The 16,778-nt window shown below is 60.3% G+C and carries 13 protein-coding genes; 9 read left to right on the plus strand and 4 right to left on the minus strand.

Features of this window, described 5'->3' with window-relative positions; translation table 11 throughout:
- Positions 1–64: 64 nt before the first annotated feature.
- Positions 65–262, minus strand: coding sequence for a YbdD/YjiX family protein (locus FBY01_RS09160; RefSeq protein WP_010460111.1), 198 nt, complete (start codon positions 260–262; stop codon positions 65–67).
- A 16-nt stretch (positions 263–278) separates the two neighbouring features.
- The gene (locus tag FBY01_RS09165; RefSeq protein WP_010460108.1) at positions 279–2,336 is read right to left on the minus strand and encodes a carbon starvation CstA family protein; all 2,058 of its coding nucleotides are present in this window, start codon (positions 2,334–2,336) and stop codon (positions 279–281) included.
- A gap of 381 nt (positions 2,337–2,717) precedes the next feature.
- Between FBY01_RS09165 and FBY01_RS09175 the strand changes: the two genes are divergently transcribed.
- The 5 genes from FBY01_RS09175 (at position 2,718) to FBY01_RS09195 (ending at position 8,659) form a co-directional block, all read left to right on the plus strand.
- A complete protein-coding gene (locus tag FBY01_RS09175; protein ID WP_077748407.1) occupies positions 2,718–4,085 on the plus strand; it encodes a cache domain-containing protein in 1,368 nt (455 codons plus the stop codon).
- 33 nt (positions 4,086–4,118) lie between these two features.
- Positions 4,119–4,751: a response regulator transcription factor gene (locus FBY01_RS09180; protein ID WP_010460104.1), complete on the plus strand. Its 633-nt coding sequence runs from the start codon at positions 4,119–4,121 to the stop codon at positions 4,749–4,751.
- A gap of 218 nt (positions 4,752–4,969) precedes the next feature.
- The gene (locus FBY01_RS09185) at positions 4,970–6,508 is read left to right on the plus strand and encodes an efflux transporter outer membrane subunit (protein WP_145307189.1); all 1,539 of its coding nucleotides are present in this window, start codon (positions 4,970–4,972) and stop codon (positions 6,506–6,508) included.
- Entirely contained in the window at positions 6,505–7,644 is a 1,140-nt protein-coding gene (locus tag FBY01_RS09190) for an HlyD family secretion protein (protein WP_145307192.1), read from the plus strand. Before FBY01_RS09185 ends, FBY01_RS09190 begins: the two co-directional genes overlap by 4 nt.
- Positions 7,634–8,659: a DUF2955 domain-containing protein gene (locus FBY01_RS09195; RefSeq protein ID WP_010460098.1), complete on the plus strand. Its 1,026-nt coding sequence runs from the start codon at positions 7,634–7,636 to the stop codon at positions 8,657–8,659. The genes FBY01_RS09190 and FBY01_RS09195 overlap by 11 nt, the downstream gene beginning before the upstream one ends.
- On the opposite strand, the gene FBY01_RS09200 is transcribed toward FBY01_RS09195, so the two are convergent.
- Positions 8,644–9,099 carry a YMGG-like glycine zipper-containing protein gene (locus FBY01_RS09200; RefSeq protein WP_145307195.1) on the minus strand — a complete coding sequence of 152 codons (456 nt, stop codon included), beginning with the start codon at positions 9,097–9,099 and terminating at the stop codon, positions 8,644–8,646. The genes FBY01_RS09195 and FBY01_RS09200 overlap by 16 nt on opposite strands.
- 209 nt (positions 9,100–9,308) lie before the next feature.
- Between FBY01_RS09200 and FBY01_RS09205 the strand changes: the two genes are divergently transcribed.
- Entirely contained in the window at positions 9,309–11,696 is a 2,388-nt protein-coding gene (locus tag FBY01_RS09205) for a DUF3772 domain-containing protein (RefSeq protein ID WP_145307199.1), read from the plus strand.
- A gap of 62 nt (positions 11,697–11,758) precedes the next feature.
- Here the strand turns inward: FBY01_RS09205 and FBY01_RS09210 are convergent, their stop codons facing one another.
- Positions 11,759–12,673, minus strand: a complete 915-nt coding sequence (locus FBY01_RS09210; protein WP_010460092.1) for a helix-turn-helix domain-containing protein — start codon at positions 12,671–12,673, stop codon at positions 11,759–11,761.
- Positions 12,674–12,835: 162 nt separating this feature from the next.
- Between FBY01_RS09210 and FBY01_RS09215 the strand changes: the two genes are divergently transcribed.
- The 3 genes from FBY01_RS09215 (at position 12,836) to FBY01_RS09225 (ending at position 16,716) form a co-directional block, all read left to right on the plus strand.
- On the plus strand, positions 12,836–14,194 hold the full coding sequence (locus FBY01_RS09215) for a glutamine synthetase family protein (RefSeq protein ID WP_145307202.1): 1,359 nt from the start codon (positions 12,836–12,838) through the stop codon (positions 14,192–14,194).
- Positions 14,195–14,338: 144 nt separating this feature from the next.
- Complete coding sequence (locus tag FBY01_RS09220; RefSeq protein WP_145307205.1) at positions 14,339–15,427, plus strand: polyamine ABC transporter substrate-binding protein; 1,089 nt, start codon at positions 14,339–14,341, stop codon at positions 15,425–15,427.
- Positions 15,424–16,716, plus strand: coding sequence for an FAD-binding oxidoreductase (locus tag FBY01_RS09225; protein WP_145307208.1), 1,293 nt, complete (start codon positions 15,424–15,426; stop codon positions 16,714–16,716). The genes FBY01_RS09220 and FBY01_RS09225 overlap by 4 nt, the downstream gene beginning before the upstream one ends.
- The last annotated feature ends 62 nt before the right edge of the window (positions 16,717–16,778 follow it).

Raw genomic sequence — 16,778 nt, forward strand, 5'->3', positions numbered from 1 at the left:
AATGACACACCGCTTTCGCGAACAAGCCCGCTCCCACGGGGATTGCATCAAGCCGCCAGTTACCTCAACAACATTTAGGCCCGGCCTTGCTCCCGTAACGCGCTTCCTGGCGTTCCCGGAAGAACACTTCGTAGCTCATCACCGGCTTGTCCGGGTGTTTGCCCTGCATGTGTTCGACGTAGGTGTCGTAGTCCGGCATGCCCACCATCAAGCGCGCGGCCTGACCGAGGTATTTACCGAGGCGACTCAGGTCATTGAACATTTGGCGCCCTCCTCCCTCACGCTTGCGGCAGCGCCTGGTATGGGGCTTCTTTATCCGTGCGTTCCTTGCTGCCCCAGGCCGCAATGCCGACCTTGAGCGCAAAGAACAGGATGCTGAAGACCACCAGCAGGAACAGCGCGGTCAGCGTTGCGTTGGTGTAGGCGTTGTAGATCACGTGGTGCATCTGGTCGATGCTCTTCGCCGGGGCGAGGATCTGGCCGTTGGCCAGCGCATCGCTGTACTTCTTGGCTAGGGCCAGGAAACCGATCGCCGGGTTGGCATCGAACAGCTTGATGAAGCCTGCGGTGGTGGTGCAGATCAGCAGCCACACGGCTGGCAACATGGTCACCCAGACGTAGCGCTGACGTTTCATTTTGATCAGCACAACGGTCGCCAACATCAGCGCGATACCGGCCAGCATCTGGTTGGAGATACCGAACAACGGCCACAAGGTATTGATGCCGCCCAGAGGGTCGATCACGCCTTGGTACAGCAGATAACCCCACATCGCCACGCAACCAGCGGTCGCGATCAGGTTGGCGGTCCAGGATTCAGTGCGCTTCAGCGACGGTACGAACGAACCGAGCAAATCCTGCAACATGAAACGCCCGGCACGGGTGCCCGCATCGACGGCTGTCAGGATGAACAACGCTTCAAACAGGATCGCGAAGTGGTACCAGAACGCCATGGTGTTTTCACCTGGCAGAACGTGATGCAGGATCTGCGCGATACCGACCGCCAGGGTCGGCGCACCGCCGGCACGGGCCAGGATCGTGGTTTCACCGATGTCCTTGGCCACCGCTTGCAGCGCTTCCGGAGTAATTGCAAAACCCCAGCTGCTGACGGTCTGAGCAACCGAAACAGCATCAGAGCCAACCAGCGCCGCCGGGCTGTTCATGGCGAAGTACACGCCCGGTTCGATCACCGAAGCCGCGACCATCGCCATGATGGCGACGAAGGATTCCATCAGCATGCCGCCGTAACCGATGTAACGGGCATGACCTTCGCTGGCCAACAGTTTCGGCGTGGTGCCGGAGGCAATCAGTGCATGGAAACCCGAGACCGCGCCGCAGGCGATAGTGATGAACAGGAACGGGAACAACCCGCCTTTCCACACCGGGCCAGTGCCGTCGATGAACTGGGTCAGTGCCGGCATTTTCAGGTCGGGCATGGTGATCAGAATGCCGATCGCCAAGGCGACGATGGTGCCGATCTTCAGGAAAGTCGACAGGTAATCACGCGGGGCCAGAATCAGCCACACCGGCAATACCGCGGCGACAAAACCGTAGCCGATCAACATCCAGGTGATCTGAATGCCAGTAAACGTAAACGCTTTGGCCCAGACCGGATCAGCAGCAATCTGCCCACCGAGCCAGATCGAACCGAGCAGCAACAGCACACCAATGATGGAGATTTCACCAATGCGACCCGGGCGGATGTAGCGCATGTAGATGCCCATGAACATCGCGATCGGGATGGTCGCCATCACCGTGAAAATCCCCCACGGGCTCTCGGCCAAGGCTTTCACGACGATCAATGCCAGCACCGCAAGGATGATGATCATGATCAGGAAGCAGCCGAACAGCGCAATGGTCCCGGGGATGCGGCCCATTTCTTCCCGGACCATATCGCCCAGGGAACGGCCGTTGCGGCGGGTGGACATGAACAGGACCATGAAGTCCTGAACCGCACCGGCCAGCACCACGCCGGCAATCAGCCAAAGCGTACCGGGCAGATAGCCCATCTGCGCCGCCAAAACGGGGCCGACCAGCGGACCTGCACCGGCGATGGCCGCGAAGTGGTGACCAAAAAGTACGTGTTTGTTGGTCGGCACGTAGTCCAGGCCATCATTGTTGATGACGGCGGGCGTGGCACGATTGGGGTCGAGTTGCATCACCTTGGTGGCGATGAACAGGCTGTAGTAGCGGTAGGCAACGAGGTAGATAGCGACTGCTGCGACTACGATCCACAGGGCGTTGATCGCTTCGCCGCGGCGCAAGGCCACGACACTTAGCGCAAACGCTCCCAGAACAGCCACGGCAAACCAGGCGAGGTGTTTAGCCATACGGGGCATAGCGTGTCTCCTGCCGACAGCCAGTGGACTGCGGCGGTAATTTTTTATAATTGTGTCCGCGGTGCGGAGCTGGCCCAATATCCCCGCATGCCGTCCACAAATAAATCCGCGTTACTACGTACATGGCGCCTACGTAGTTCTACGTAGATGCGGTAATTGCTGTGTAGGAGCGAGCCTGCTTGCGATAGCGGACTGACATTCACCATCAATGTCGTCTGACCTACCGCTATCGCGAGCAGGCTCGCTCCTACAAGGGTTTTGCATTTCACCTGACAGACATCCCCGCCGCAGGTCATTCCGTCCAGCACCGCTACTGGACGCGCGTATCTTTGACATATGATGCCGGGCCATCGCCTTCCCTCGGTCCGGTCAGGAGCCAAGATGCAGCTCAAACACAAAATCGTCGCGCTCGGGATTCTGCCGCTGGTGTTGGCGATCGCGGTGATCTGCGCGCTGGTGATTTCCCTCAATCGCCAACTCGGCGATCAACAGGCGCAGCTGATTGAAGACAGCATTCTGGCGAGCAAACGCGCCGAGCTTAAAAACTACGTGGAAATGGCCCAGAGCCTGATCGCACCGCTCTACGACGACGGCCACGGTGACGAGCACGCCCAGCAACAGGTGCTGGAAGAACTGCGCAAGCTCAGCTTTGGCATCAACGGCTACTTCTTCGTCTACGACCGTGAGGGTCGCAGCCTGATGCACGCGCGCCAGTCGGAACTGGTGGGCAAATACCTGTGGGACATGAAAGATCCCCAAGGTTTGCCGGTGATTCAGGCACTGCTCAAAAGTGCGCAATCCGGCGAAGGTTTTCAGCGCTACGCCTGGAACAAGCCTTCCTCCGGTCAGGTCACCGACAAACTCGCGTATGTAGTGATGCTGGACCGTTGGGGCTGGATGCTCGGTACCGGCATCTACCTTGAAGACGTTGAGCGCGCCACCCAGCAGGCGCGTGACGAAGTGGCCCACGGCATCCGCAAGACCATGCTGGCGATTGCCGCGGTGGCGCTCGTGGCCGTGCTGTTTGTCTTCGCCAGCGGCATGACGCTCAACGTCAGCGAGCATCGCCTGGCGGACAAAAAACTCCAGCGCCTGACCCAGCGGATCGTCAGCCTCCAGGAGGAAGAGCGCTCACGGGTTTCCCGGGAGCTGCACGACGGCATCAGCCAGGTGCTCGTCTCCATAAAATTCCAGTTCGAACTGGCCAGCCTGCTGCTGGAGAATGGCCAGGCCAACGACAAGGGTTTGAATACGCTGAAAGATGCCACGGAGCGCCTTGGCGACGCGATTGGCGAGGTTCGCAGCCTCTCTCACGATCTGCGCTCGTCATTGCTCGACACGCTGGGCCTGCCGGCGGCGATCGGCCAGCTCGCCGCCGAATTCGAGCAGCGCAGCGGTCTCACCGTGACTTACGACGATAATGAATTTGACTGTGACCTGGTCGACGGCGCGGCGGTTTCGCTGTTCCGGATTGTGCAGGAAGGCCTGACCAACATCGAACGCCACGCACAGGCTAAAAACGTTTCGATTACCCTGCATGGATCACAGGAATCCGTGCGGTTGACGGTGGTCGACGACGGTGTCGGTTTTAATGTCGCCCAGGTCGAACGTCGCCACGCGGGCATCGGCCTGCGTAATATCCGTGAGCGTGTCGAACATTTTGGCGGGCGGTTCGACCTGATATCGATGCCTGGAAGAAGTGAGCTGGACGTGCTGCTGCCGATGAAAATGCCCGGTGCGAAACGCTGACCCACCCCCTTACAACAAGAGAGAATATCTGCGATGAACCTGCCCTACCCGATCCGCGTCGCCCTGGTCGACGATCACTCCCTGGTCCGCGACGGGATCAAAGCGCTGCTCGCGGTCATGGCGCCCCTGGAAGTGGTGGGCGAAGCCGAAAGTGGCGCGCAGGCCATCGAGATGGTCGGGCGCTGCCAGCCAGACTTGTTGCTGGTCGACATCAGCCTGCGCGACATGAACGGGCTTGAGCTGACCCGCGTGCTGCGCAGCCAGTATCCGTCGCTCAAGGTGCTGATGCTGAGCATGTACGACAATTATGAATACGTGAGTGAATCCGTTCGCGCCGGCGCCAGCGGCTATGTGCTGAAGAACTCACCGTCGCGGGAAATCATTGCGGCCATCGAAGCCATCGTCAGTGGCGGCACGTTCTACAGCGCCGAAATCGCCCAGCGGCTGATAGCCGACAAAAGCACCGACAATGAGCTGACCCCTCGCGAAAGCCAGGTGTTGTACAAAATGGCGCAAGGATTGAACAACAAGGAAATGGCCCGCGAGCTCGACATCAGCGTGCGCACTGTGGAAACCCATCGTTTGAGCATCCGCCGCAAACTGAACATCGATAAACCCGCAGCCCTGGTCAAATACGCGATCGATCACGGGATCATTTCGCGCTAGCAGGCACGCCTTACGCCGCCTCGGGATTGACCACCTTGGCAGAGCGGATAAACAACGCCCGCACCTTCTCCCAGAAATTGCCCCCCAGCACAAAAAGACTCATGAGTGTCCTGCCTATAAGTGATCGCAGAAGTTTGAGGTTGCCTGAGAAGCTTAACAGCCGGTTGCTCATTTGGACGGCTATGCTCCAGTGACCTTCTCTGGTTGGACGATACGCGATGCCTCGAGGCCGTTCCTTGCAAAGACTGCCAGGCCACCTCCTCCTGCTCGGCGCACTTGGCCTGAGTGGCTGCGTGCGGCTGGGGCCGGACTTCCAGTCGCCGGGCGAAACGTGGGTCGAACACTGGAATACCGCAGCCCTTGAACACGCCAGTCAACGCGGACCGAATCCGGATATCCGCCAGTGGTGGCAGGTCTTCAACGATCCTCTACTGAATCAGCTGATCGCCGAGTCGGATGCAAATAATTCCAGCCTGAAAATCGCCGGCTTGCGCGTGATGGAAGCCCGTGCCCAGCTGGGCATTGCGCAAAGCGCTCTGTACCCGCAACTGCAGCAAGCCAGCGCCGACAGTTTGTACTTCAATCGCCGGCAATCGGGTGGCACCAATCCCCAGGACAGCCATTTCTGGCAATACAGCGCGGGGTTCGACATGGGTTGGGAGCTGGACTTCTGGGGGCGTTTCAGCCGGGCCATCGAATCATCCGACGCCAGTTATTTTGCCGCTCAGGCCAACTATGAAGACGTGCTGGTATTGCTGCGCGCCCAGGTCGCGGACACCTACTTTTCGTTGCGCACCACCGAGGCCCGGTTACGCGTTGCCCGGGAGAACGCCAAACAACAAAAGCGTAATTTCGAGATCACCGAGAAACTGTTCAACAGCGGCCAGCAAGCGGAACTCGACCTGCAACAGGCCAAAACCCAATACCTCGGCACCCTGAGCACCATCCCCTCCCTCGAAGACCAGTTGCAACGAACGCGTAATGCGTTGGCCGTGCTGATCGGGCAACCGCCCGGCGCGTTACCGATGCTCGTGAGCAACGAAGGCTTGATCCCGCTGGTCGATCGCGCCGTGCTCCAGGATGTGCCGGCCAATCTGCTGCTGCGTCGGCCCGATGTGCGCGCCGCCGAGCTGAATGTCGCCGCCCAGTCGGCATTGATTGGCGTGGCCGAAAGTGATTTCTATCCGTCGCTGACCTTGCTTGGCAGCATCGTCTGGTCGGCCGACACGCTCAACGGTACGTCCAGAAGCCTGGACCTGATCGGCGGTCCCAGCCTGCGCTGGAACCTGTTCGACCATGGCCAGATCAGCAATAACGTGCGCATCCAGGATGCGCGGTTGCAGCAACTGATCGAGGCGTACCGCGACAAAGTCCGACAGGCTGCGCGGGAGGCTGACGATGCCGCCACTGGTTTGATCAAATCGCTGGAGCGCGAACGCATCCTGAGCGAAGCCGGAGTGGCCGCCAAACGCTCGCTGGTGCTGGCCAGCACGCAGTACCGCGAAGGTTACTCGGACTTTCAGCGGGTGCTCGATGCTCAGCGCGCACTGCTCGAACAGCAGGACAGCTACCTGGTCGCCCGCAGCAACGCGGTGAGCAACCTGATTGCCCTGTACAAATCCCTCGGTGGCGGTTGGTACAGCGCCCAGCCCAAAGTCGATGAAGCCACCCGCCAGCAGATGGAAAAACGCACCGACTGGGGCGACCTGCTGAGCGAGCCCGCCGCCCTCCCTGCCCCACAAGGTAAACAGCCATGAGTGAAACCGTGCAGCCTGTCCCCGAGGTGCCCGCCCCAAAGCCTCCTGAGCCTGCCGCCGACCCGGCGAAAAAAGGCATCAAATGGGTGCTGCTCCTGATCCTCCTGAGCCTGGCGTGGTACCTGGCGGCCGACCGTTTCACGCCCTATACGCAACAAGCCCGCGTGGGCGCCTTTGTCATTCCGGTCGCCTCGGAAGTCGCCGGCCGGGTGATCCGCGTCAACGTGCGCAACAATCAGGACGTCCAGGCGGGCGACGTGCTGTTCGAAGTGGACCCGCAGCCCTACCAGATCGCCGTCGACCGCGCCCGCGCAGACCTTGAATCGACCCGTCGGCAGATCGGCGCCAGCACCGCCGGCATCGCTTCGGCGCAAGCCAACTTGCGCGCGGCCCAGGCCAACGAACTGAAAGCGAAACAAGACAATCAACGTTTGGAAGGTTTGTACCGCGAAGACCCCGGAACCATTTCCGTGCGTCTGCTCGAAGTGTCTCGCGCCAATCGTGAACAGGCGGTCAGCCAGGTCGCGGCCGCCCGCGCCGAAGTGCAACGAGCGCGCGAGCAAGAAGGTGGCAGCGAGGAAGACAACGCCCTGCTGCGAAGCGCCGCCACGGCGCTGTCGAAAGCCGAGCTGGATCTGTCCAACACACAGATCCGCGCCCGTTCGGCGGGGTTGGTCACCGACCTGCGCACCGACGCCGGGCAGTTCGCCGCGGCCGGTGGCCCGGTCATGACCCTGATTGCCATCCACGATGTCTGGATCAGCGCGGACATGACTGAAAACAACCTCGGTCTGGTGAAAGTCGATACGCCTGTGGCGATCGTCCTGGATGCATTCCCGGGCGAAGTGTTCGACGGACGCGTGCGCAGTGTCGGTTATGGCGTCAGTGTCGGACAGACACCGGCGCCTGGCACCTTGCCCAGTGTCCAGAACAGCCGCGACTGGCTGCGACCGGCCCAGCGTTTTCCGGTGATTATCGAGCTCTCCGAAGACGCCCGAAAAACCTTGCGTGACAGCGGCGCCATCCGTGCTGGCGGGCAGGCCGAAGTCATGGCCTTCCCGACTCAAGGCAACCCGCTGAACCCGTTGGGTCGGCTGTTTTTGGGTTTCATGAGCTGGCTGAGCTATGCCTACTAAACGCACGCCCCGGGAACAGCGCGCATTACGCCTGGCCACTGGCACGGCGCTGTGCCTTGCCGCCAGCTTCGGCCTCGGGTTGCCGATCCCCTTTCTCGCGCCGGTGCTGTGCCTGATCCTGCTGGCCTCGATCAATCGCCCGTTGCCATTCAAGGCAGCCGTGGTGCTCGCACTGGCTGCGATGTTGACCACGGGCCTCGGCCTGTTGTTGATCCCGATCCTGCGTTATTACCCCGTCAGCGGCGTGCTGCTGATCGGTCTGAGCCTGTTCCTGGTCTTCCGTTTTGGCCTGCGCGGTGGAAATGCCCTGATCGTGACCTTTCTGGTGATTGGCCTGACGATGATTTCCTCGGCCGGCGTTGCCGAATTCGATCTGGCGGCGATGGTCATCGGTGCACTGGTAAAGGGCTTGCTGCTCGCCGTAGCGGTCGTGGCGGTCAGTCACGGGTTATTCCCGGATCCGCCCAACGCCCCTTCCCCGCCACCCGCCCCGACGTTGCCCGCCGAAGAGGTCAGCCGAGTGGCGCTACGTGCAACCCTGATCGTGTTACCGACGTTCCTGCTCGCGTTGATCGACCCGGCCGGTTACCTGCCGATCATCCTCAAAGCCGTCAGCCTGGGCCAACAAAGCTCCACGACCAACGCCCACACAGCCGGTCGCGAACTCGTTGGTTCAACCTTGCTCGCAGGCCTGCTGGCGATCCTGTTCTGGAGCGCCCTCAGCCTGTTTGTGCACCTGTGGATGTTCTTTCTGTGGATGCTGCTGTTCGGCCTGGTGCTGGCGCGCAAGCTCTACGCGCTGAGCCCGACCGGGTTCAGCCCGGGGTTCTGGCTCAACACCCTGATCACGCTGATTATCCTGCTGGGCCAGTCGGTTCAGGACAGCATCGCAGGCAAGGACGTGTACACCGCGTTTGCGGTGCGCATGGGCTTGTTCCTCGCCGTCACGTTGTACGCCTGCCTGATGGTTTATCTGCTCGAGCAGCGGCCGCGAAAGGCTCAGGGATTAACCTGATACCCCTTGCCCTGCAGGCAACTGGTGTACGCCGTCGAGGTGGTGGCGGCACTGGTTTTCTCTTGTGCCCGGCGCTCCTGACGCTGACGCGAGCCGCCCACCACTGCACCGGCCACGGCGGTCTCTTTGGCGCGGTCCTGCCGATAGTCCTGTTTCGTGTCGTCATCGATGCGCTCATAAAACTCGTCATGCTGACGCCCGCGCACTTCTGCCCCGGCCGATCCCGCGGCGGCCCCCGCGGCAGCACCGCGCAATCGCCCTCCGGAAGCAGGCTGTGCGGTCGACGCGGCCTGACTAGACGCGATGCTGTTGCATTCATTGATGTCCAGCTGGGTCTGTTGCGAACTCTGCCCTTTCATCGGAACGACCGTTGCAGCCCAACCCTGGGTGCACGCAACCGCCAATGCGATGCTCAGGCCGATGGATGACACCTTGCTCATAATGACCTCCAACGCAGCCCGTCACTCTGCATTAACCCCGGGTAGCTGATCCCGGGCTTGATTCAGCAACAAAGAGTGTAGATCACGCGGCACCCACTCTCTGCACGGTATTGCCTGATCCTGACGGCGAACAGGATTCTTTTCGATCGTTTTGGCGTGATGGCCTAACCTCATAGGTTGAGCGACCCACCACAGAGTCGAGCACCCCCATGCGTAATGCATTGAAGTCAATGATGTTCGTCGTGCTCACGCTGCTTGCAACCAGTGACGGAGCGCTGTCGGCCGCCGACATACTGCCGGCTGCAGGTATTACATCGGGTACTTCGTCGTTAGTCATTTCTCAGAGTGATCTGCAAAACCTGCAAATCCGCCTTGACCGAATCAAGCAACAGATTTCGCTGGCCAATAACCTCACCCAGATGGTCGGCCTGCAAGATGCTGTTCAGTCGTTTATCAACGACGTGGATAGCCTGCAGTCATTCCTGCTGCCCGAACAGAAGCAACTGCAAGCCCAACTTGATGTGTTGGGCCCGGTATCACTCGACGATGTAGAGTCAGAGAAATCGGATATCGCGACGCAAAGAGCCTATCTCTCCGAGCAAAAGACCAAAGTCGATTCCAGCCTCAAAACCCTGACAGCACTCAGAAACAATGCTGCCGGTCTCCTTATTCAAATCGCCGGTATTCGCCGCAACCTGCTGGAAACCGAAGTCACGCTGCGCAGCGGCAGTATCCTGGGGCCGGGGTTCTGGGCGCCATTGTTCAGTCCGCTGAAGGAGGACCGCCAGCGGCTGAGCGAATTCATCCAGCAGGCTTCCAGCGCAATCAAGGCCGCCTGGCAACCCGGCGAGCGCCTGTTCGCCGTCGCATTGATCGTGCTGGCCCTGGGGATTTGGTCCTGGGGCCGAAGAATCGCGGAGCGCGGGCTGACCTGGGTGTGTATTCATCGAATGCCGGAAGGACGTTTGCGTCGAAGCTCGCTCGCACTGGCCTCTGTCGTGGCCACGCTGCTGACCACGGCTTTTGCAATGCAACTGTTGTTTTATGCGCTCACCCGGCAATTGCCGTTGTCGCCTTTGATTCAGAACTTTGCCGATGAATTCGAAAAAATCATCTATGTGTGCATCCTGATTACCGGTCTGAGCCGGGCGCTGCTGTCGACCCGACATCCTTCCTGGCGGCTGCCGGCCATCTCCGATCCCGTGGCACTGGCAATCCAGCCCTTCCCCAGGATACTGGCCGTCACACTGCTGATTCTGGTCAGCCTGGCACAAATCACCAACGTCACCGGCATGAGCCCGCCGGCCATTCTGTTTGGCCGCGGTTTGATCGCGCTGGTGGTCACGCTGATTATCGGCACGTTGTTCCGGCGAGCCAGCAGAGTCCGCCGAGCCGTTGCGGCTACCGGGGAAGCGCCCGAATCGAGTACCACCCTTGCCGGCCTGATTTATTCGTTGGCCGGTTTTGCGACGGTGGTATCGCTGATTGCGCTGCTGATCGGTTACATCTCCCTGGCACGGTTCATCACGTACCAACTGGTCTGGGGTTTTATCATCCTGTCGGGCTTCTACTTGCTGACGCAATTGTTCAGAGACAGCTGTGAGTACCTGTTTTCACCCAAGAGTCCAAGCGGCAAGGCGCTCAAACAATTGCTTGGAATCGGCGATGTACGCCTTGAGCAAGCGTCGATCATTCTGTCCGGTGTCGGTCGCGCCGGTTTAATGCTGCTGGCGGTCATTTCACTGTTTGTCGGTGGCGTCGGCACGACGCTGGGGCAACTGTTTACCCAGACGTTCGCCATCCTCGGCGGCGATGGCCTGCGCAAACTCAATATCATCCCGGGCCATTTGCTGAATGCGCTACTGGCCCTGTTCATCGGCATCTATCTGATTCGCGCACTGCGCCGATGGCTGGATAACGAGTTCCTGCCCAAGACCGACATGGACCCCGGCATGTGTGCCTCGCTCAGCACACTGTTCTCCAATATCGGTTACGCCCTGGTGATACTGCTGACCTTGTCATCCCTGGGCATCGAGTGGACCAACCTGGCGTGGATTGTCAGCGCCCTGTCGGTGGGGATCGGCTTCGGCTTGCAGGAAATCGTCAAAAACTTCGTCTCCGGGCTGATTCTGCTGACCGAGCGCCCGGTCAAGGTCGGCGACCTGATCAGCATCAGTGGCGTCGAAGGCGACATCCGCCGCATCAACGTCAGGGCCACCGAAATACAACTCAGTGACCGCTCGATCGTCATCGTGCCCAACTCACAACTGATCTCGCAGAACCTGCGCAACGTCACCCTTGGCGGCAGCGCACAAGGGGTGGCGACACTGGAGCTGATGTTCCCGCTGGACATCGATCCGGAGCAAGTTCAAAACCTGCTGTACGACACGTACCGCGAGAACGAAACCATCCTCGACAAACCGGCTACCTTCGTCCGGTTCAGCAAACTGACCCCCGAAGGCATCACGCTGACGGTCACGGGCTACGTCAGCAGCCCGAGAATCGTCGGCACGACCAAAAGCGATCTGCTGTTTGAGATCCTCAAGCGATTGGGTGCGGCCGGGATTGAACTGGCGAAACCTGCATCGACGGTTTGAACAACAAGAAACCGGTCGTTCAGCCAGTCACTGCGCCCTCTCGGCGAGGCTGAACTTGCGAATCAGGTCCTGCTCGGGCGAATGCGCTTGAGCGTTTCACTCGGCAGTTCCTTGAACAGCGCCCGGTAACTGCTGGAAAACCGCCCCAGATGCCAGAACGACCAATTCATCGCCACTTCGGCAACGGTGGTGTCATTCGGTGTTCGCGCGAGCAATTCGCGGTGGGCGCTGTTGAGGCGGCGCAGGCGCAGCCAATGGGTGGGCGTCATCCCGGTGAAGGCCTTGAACGCGTGCTGCAACTGCCGCAGGGAAACCCCGGCCACCTGGGAAAGCTCCAGCAGGTTGAGGGTTTCTTCCGGTGAGTCGGCGGCCCATTCGCCGATGCGTTTCATCACTGCGCGTTCTTCGGTGCGGCGCTGCAGGCCGCCGTGATCGAGGCACACACAGGCGTTGTCGAGGATGTACAGGCAGTCTTCGAGCAGTTGCTGGGTCAGCGCTTCTTTGCTCGGCGGGTCGAGCGTTTCGGCGAGGCGGGTCAAGGTGCCGCTCAACCAGCGGCTGAACAAGGCGTTCTGCCCCGAGTTCAGCGGCGACATGAACAAGCCTTCCAGCCGCGCAACATTCAAACCGTGACGCTGCACGAACTCCGGACCAAACACCACGGCGACTTCCTGGTAGTTCTCCGGGGTGATCCAGATGTTGCGGCTTTCGCCATTCAACACATACAGCGCGTTGTCGCTGCGATCGAAACAGAACGCCAGCGAACCCTCGGGCGCGCTGAAATTCTGTTCGACCCGGGTGTTCATCTGCTCTTCGTAAATCTCCACGCCTTGCAGGTCCAGGTAGCGCACACGCCCGGCGAAATGCCCCGGCGACATTTGCTGGTAATGCTGGACCCAACCCGGCGTGGCGCGGATTTGCGCAGCGACATCGTCGGTGTTGAACGCTTGAACCTGTATTGGACTGGACGCTGACATGAATGACCTTACGCACTCGTTTGGTGCGTTTTGGTGCTGCTGAAAGTGGATAGATGGAACCGCAAGGCTCGCCCAAGATAGTCGTCAACGCGTCTCAGGGGAAGTGTGCGGTGGATGAAACCGTCCTCCCCGGCGTTAAAAAAAACCAATAACGAGGTCTTTATGAATGCCCCTTTCGATCAGCTCCTCACGTGGCTGAAAGATCACAAGATTACCGAAGTCGAGTGTGTGGTCAGTGACTTGACCGGCATTGCACGCGGCAAAATCGCACCCACCAACAAGTTCCTGCATGAGCGAGGCATGCGCCTGCCGGAAAGTGTGCTTTTGCAAACGGTAACCGGGGACTTTGTCGACGACGACATCTACTACGACCTGCTCGACCCGGCCGACATCGACATGGTCTGCAAGCCCGTCGCCGACGCGGTGTATGTGATTCCATGGGCCATCGAGCCGACCGCCATCGTGATCCACGACACCTTCGACAAGTTCGGCAACCCGATCGAACTGTCGCCGCGCAATGTGCTGAAGAAAGTGCTGCAGCTGTACACCGACAAAGGCTGGCGGCCGATTGTCGCGCCGGAAATGGAATTCTACCTGACCCAGCGCTGTGAAGACCCGGACTTGCCGCTCAAGGCGCCGCTGGGCCGTTCGGGCCGTGCGGAAAGCGGTCGTCAGTCGTTTTCCATCGACGCCGCGAACGAATTCGATCCGCTGTTCGAAGACGTCTACGACTGGTGCGAACTGCAAGGCCTGGACCTCGACACACTGATCCACGAAGACGGCCCGGCGCAGATGGAAATCAACTTCCGTCATGGCGATGCGCTGGACCTGGCCGACCAGATCACTGTGTTCAAACGCACCATGCGTGAGGCGGCGCTCAAGCACAACGTCGCGGCGACGTTCATGGCCAAGCCGATTGGCGACGAACCCGGCAGCGCCATGCACATCCACCAGAGCGTAGTCGACATTGCCACGGGTCAGCCGATCTTCGCCAATGCCGACGGCACGATGAGCGAGCTGTTCCTGCACCACATCGGCGGTCTGCAAAAGTACATCCCCAAAGTGCTGCCGATGTTCGCGCCCAACGTCAACTCGTTCCGCCGCTTCCTGCCGGACACCTCGGCCCCGGTCAACGTTGAATGGGGCGAAGAAAACCGCACCGTCGGCCTGCGAGTGCCGACCTCGACGCCAGATTCGATGCGCGTGGAGAACCGCTTGCCGGGGGCTGACGCCAACCCGTACCTGGCGATCGCGGCCAGTTTGTTGTGCGGTTATCTGGGCATGGTTGAACGCGTCGAACCGAGTGCGGCGGTGCAAGGTCGAGCCTACGAGCGCCGCAACCTGCGCCTGCCGATCACCATCGAGGATGCGCTGACGCAGATGGAAGAGAGCGAAACCATCGGACGGTATCTGGGCGACAAATTCGTGCGCGGTTACGTGGCGGTCAAGCGTGCCGAACACGAGAACTTCAAGCGGGTGATCAGTTCCTGGGAGCGTGAGTTCTTGATGCTTAGCGTCTGAAAACCACGCGAGATCACGCGCCCCCCTGTAGGAGCGAGGCTTGCCCGCGAAGAGGCCGGTCCGTTCAACATCGTCGTTGACAGTCAGTCCGCCTTCGCGGGTAAGCCTCGCTGCTACACAGTCTAATAACTAAAGAGGTGTCGAATGCGTCTATTGAAATCCATGGTGCCGGCCGCGCTTGCCGTGCTGTTCAGCGCCGTTGCCCAGGCTCAACCCACCGTCAGCGTCTACAACTGGACCGATTACATCGGCGAAACCACCCTCGCCGACTTCCAGGCCAAATCCGGGATCAAGGTGATCTACGACGTCTTCGATTCCAACGAAACCCTGGAGGGCAAGTTGCTCGCCGGGCATACCGGGTATGACGTGGTCGTGCCGTCCAACCACTTCCTCGCCCGTCAGGTGAAGGCCGGCGCGTTCCTCAAGCTGGACCGTGCGCAGTTGCCCAACTTCAAGAACCTCGACCCGAAATTGTTGACGCTGCTGGAGAAAAACGATCCGGGTAACGAGCATTCCGTGCCGTACCTGTGGGGCACCAACGGCATCGGCTACAACGTCGACAAGGTCAAGCAAGTGCTCGGCATCGACCGCATCGATTCCTGGGAAGTGCTGTTCGAACCGGAAAACATCAAGAAACTCAGCCAGTGCGGCGTATCGATGATGGACTCGGCCGATGAAGTGTTCCCGGCGATTCTCAATTACATGGGCATGGACCCGCGCAGCGAGAACCCTGAAGACTTCAAAAAAGCCGAAGCCAAACTGTTGAGCATCCGGCCTTACATCACCTATTTCCACTCCTCCAAATACGTGTCGGACCTTGCCAACGGCGACATCTGCGTGGCCTTCGGCTATTCCGGTGATGTGTTCCAGGCCGCCAACCGGGCCAAGGAAGCCAAGAACGGCGTGAACATCGCCTACGCCATTCCGAAGGAAGGCAGTAACTTGTGGTTTGACCTGTTGGCGATTCCTGCCGATGCCAGCAACCCGAAAGAAGCCCATGCCTTCATCAACTACCTTCTGGACCCGCAAGTGATTGCCAAGGTCAGCGCCTCGGTCGGCTATGCCAACCCGAACCCCGCCGCCAAGGAATACATGGACGCGGAGTTGGTGAACAACCCTGAGGTTTACCCACCTCAGGCAGTCCTCGACAAACTCTACATTTCGACCACCCCGCCCCAGGCGATCATGCGACTGATGACCCGTTCCTGGAGCAAAGTGAAGTCCAACAAATGAATAACGAACACGCACATTCCTACTACGCGGCCACGGCCAAAGGCCTGACGCCCTACCCCACGCTGGCCTCGGACCTTGTGGCCGATGTCTGCGTGATCGGCGGCGGTTTTACCGGGGTCAACACCGCGATCGAGCTGGCTCAGCGCGGGCTCTCGGTGATTGTGCTGGAGGGCCGGCGGATTGGCTGGGGCGCCAGCGGGCGCAATGGCGGGCAGTTGATCCGCGGAATCGGCCATGACGTCAGCGGTTTCACCCGGTACGTCGGTGAGGACGGGGTGCGCTATCTGGAGCGTGCGGGGATCGAATCGGTGGAACTGGTGGGCAATCGCATCCGTGAACACGGGATTGAGTGCGACCTGCGCTGGGGGTTCTGCGAGCTGGCTAACACCAAGGCGCAATTCGCGGCGTTCAAGGCGGAGCGCGACAGTCTGGCCGAATCAGGTTACGCCCACGAAACCCGTCTGGTCGGGCCGGAGCAGATCCGTGAGCAAGTGGTGGACTCAAGCGTCTATGCCGGTGGTCTGGTCGACATGGGTTCGGGCCATTTGCATCCGCTCAATCTGGTGCTGGGCGAAGCAAGGCTGGCGCAATCCCTTGGGGTGCAGATCTTCGAGCAGAGCCCGGTTCTGGAGTTGATCCATGGCAGCACAGTGCAGGTTCGCTGTGCCGGTGGCACGGTACGCGCGGGAAGTCTGGTGCTGGCCTGCAACGCGCACCTTGAAGAACTCGAACCGAAGCTCAGCGGCAAGGTGCTCCCGGCCGGCAGCTACATCATTGCCACCGAGCCGTTGGCACCTGAGGTTGCCGTGCAGTTGATCCCGCAAAACCTGGCGTTGTGCGACCAGAAAGTCGGCCTGGATTACTACCGGCTCTCGGCGGACCGGCGCTTGCTGTTCGGCGGCGCCTGCCATTATTCCGGGCGCGATCCGGCTGACATCACGGCGTACATGCGCCCGCAGATGCTCAAAGTCTTCCCGCAATTGCGCGATGTGCGCATCGACTATCAATGGGGCGGCCGGATCGGCATCTCCGCCAATCGCTTCCCGCAAGTTGGCCGCTTGAGTCAGCACCCGAATGTGTTTTATGCCCAGGGTTACTCGGGGCATGGGCTGAACGTCACGCATTGGTGCGCGAAGCTGTTGGGTGAAGCGATCCATGCCGGGCACAGTCGAGGGTTCGACGTGTTCAGCGCCGTGCCGCACATGACCTTTCCCGGCGGGCCGATGCTGCGCTCGCCGTTGCTGGCGCTTGGGATGTTCTGGTATCGCCTGCGCGAACTGGTTGGCTGACAGGCCGCTATCGCGAGCAGGCTCACTCCCACAGGGGATTTTCGGCGGACACAGCATTTGTG

Source organism: Pseudomonas sp. SJZ077 (genome assembly GCF_007993905.1).
GTDB classification, from domain to species: domain Bacteria; phylum Pseudomonadota; class Gammaproteobacteria; order Pseudomonadales; family Pseudomonadaceae; genus Aquipseudomonas; species Aquipseudomonas mandelii.

Coding starts and splice junctions, on each gene's coding strand:
- FBY01_RS09160 (WP_010460111.1), bottom strand. CDS start 262: ATGTTCAATGACCTGAGTCGCCTCGGTAAATACCTCGGTCAGGCCGCG.
- FBY01_RS09165 (WP_010460108.1), bottom strand. CDS start 2,336: ATGCCCCGTATGGCTAAACACCTCGCCTGGTTTGCCGTGGCTGTTCTG.
- FBY01_RS09175 (WP_077748407.1), top strand. CDS start 2,718: ATGCAGCTCAAACACAAAATCGTCGCGCTCGGGATTCTGCCGCTGGTG.
- FBY01_RS09180 (WP_010460104.1), top strand. CDS start 4,119: ATGAACCTGCCCTACCCGATCCGCGTCGCCCTGGTCGACGATCACTCC.
- FBY01_RS09185 (WP_145307189.1), top strand. CDS start 4,970: ATGCCTCGAGGCCGTTCCTTGCAAAGACTGCCAGGCCACCTCCTCCTG.
- FBY01_RS09190 (WP_145307192.1), top strand. CDS start 6,505: ATGAGTGAAACCGTGCAGCCTGTCCCCGAGGTGCCCGCCCCAAAGCCT.
- FBY01_RS09195 (WP_010460098.1), top strand. CDS start 7,634: ATGCCTACTAAACGCACGCCCCGGGAACAGCGCGCATTACGCCTGGCC.
- FBY01_RS09200 (WP_145307195.1), bottom strand. CDS start 9,099: ATGAGCAAGGTGTCATCCATCGGCCTGAGCATCGCATTGGCGGTTGCG.
- FBY01_RS09205 (WP_145307199.1), top strand. CDS start 9,309: ATGCGTAATGCATTGAAGTCAATGATGTTCGTCGTGCTCACGCTGCTT.
- FBY01_RS09210 (WP_010460092.1), bottom strand. CDS start 12,673: ATGTCAGCGTCCAGTCCAATACAGGTTCAAGCGTTCAACACCGACGAT.
- FBY01_RS09215 (WP_145307202.1), top strand. CDS start 12,836: ATGAATGCCCCTTTCGATCAGCTCCTCACGTGGCTGAAAGATCACAAG.
- FBY01_RS09220 (WP_145307205.1), top strand. CDS start 14,339: ATGCGTCTATTGAAATCCATGGTGCCGGCCGCGCTTGCCGTGCTGTTC.
- FBY01_RS09225 (WP_145307208.1), top strand. CDS start 15,424: ATGAATAACGAACACGCACATTCCTACTACGCGGCCACGGCCAAAGGC.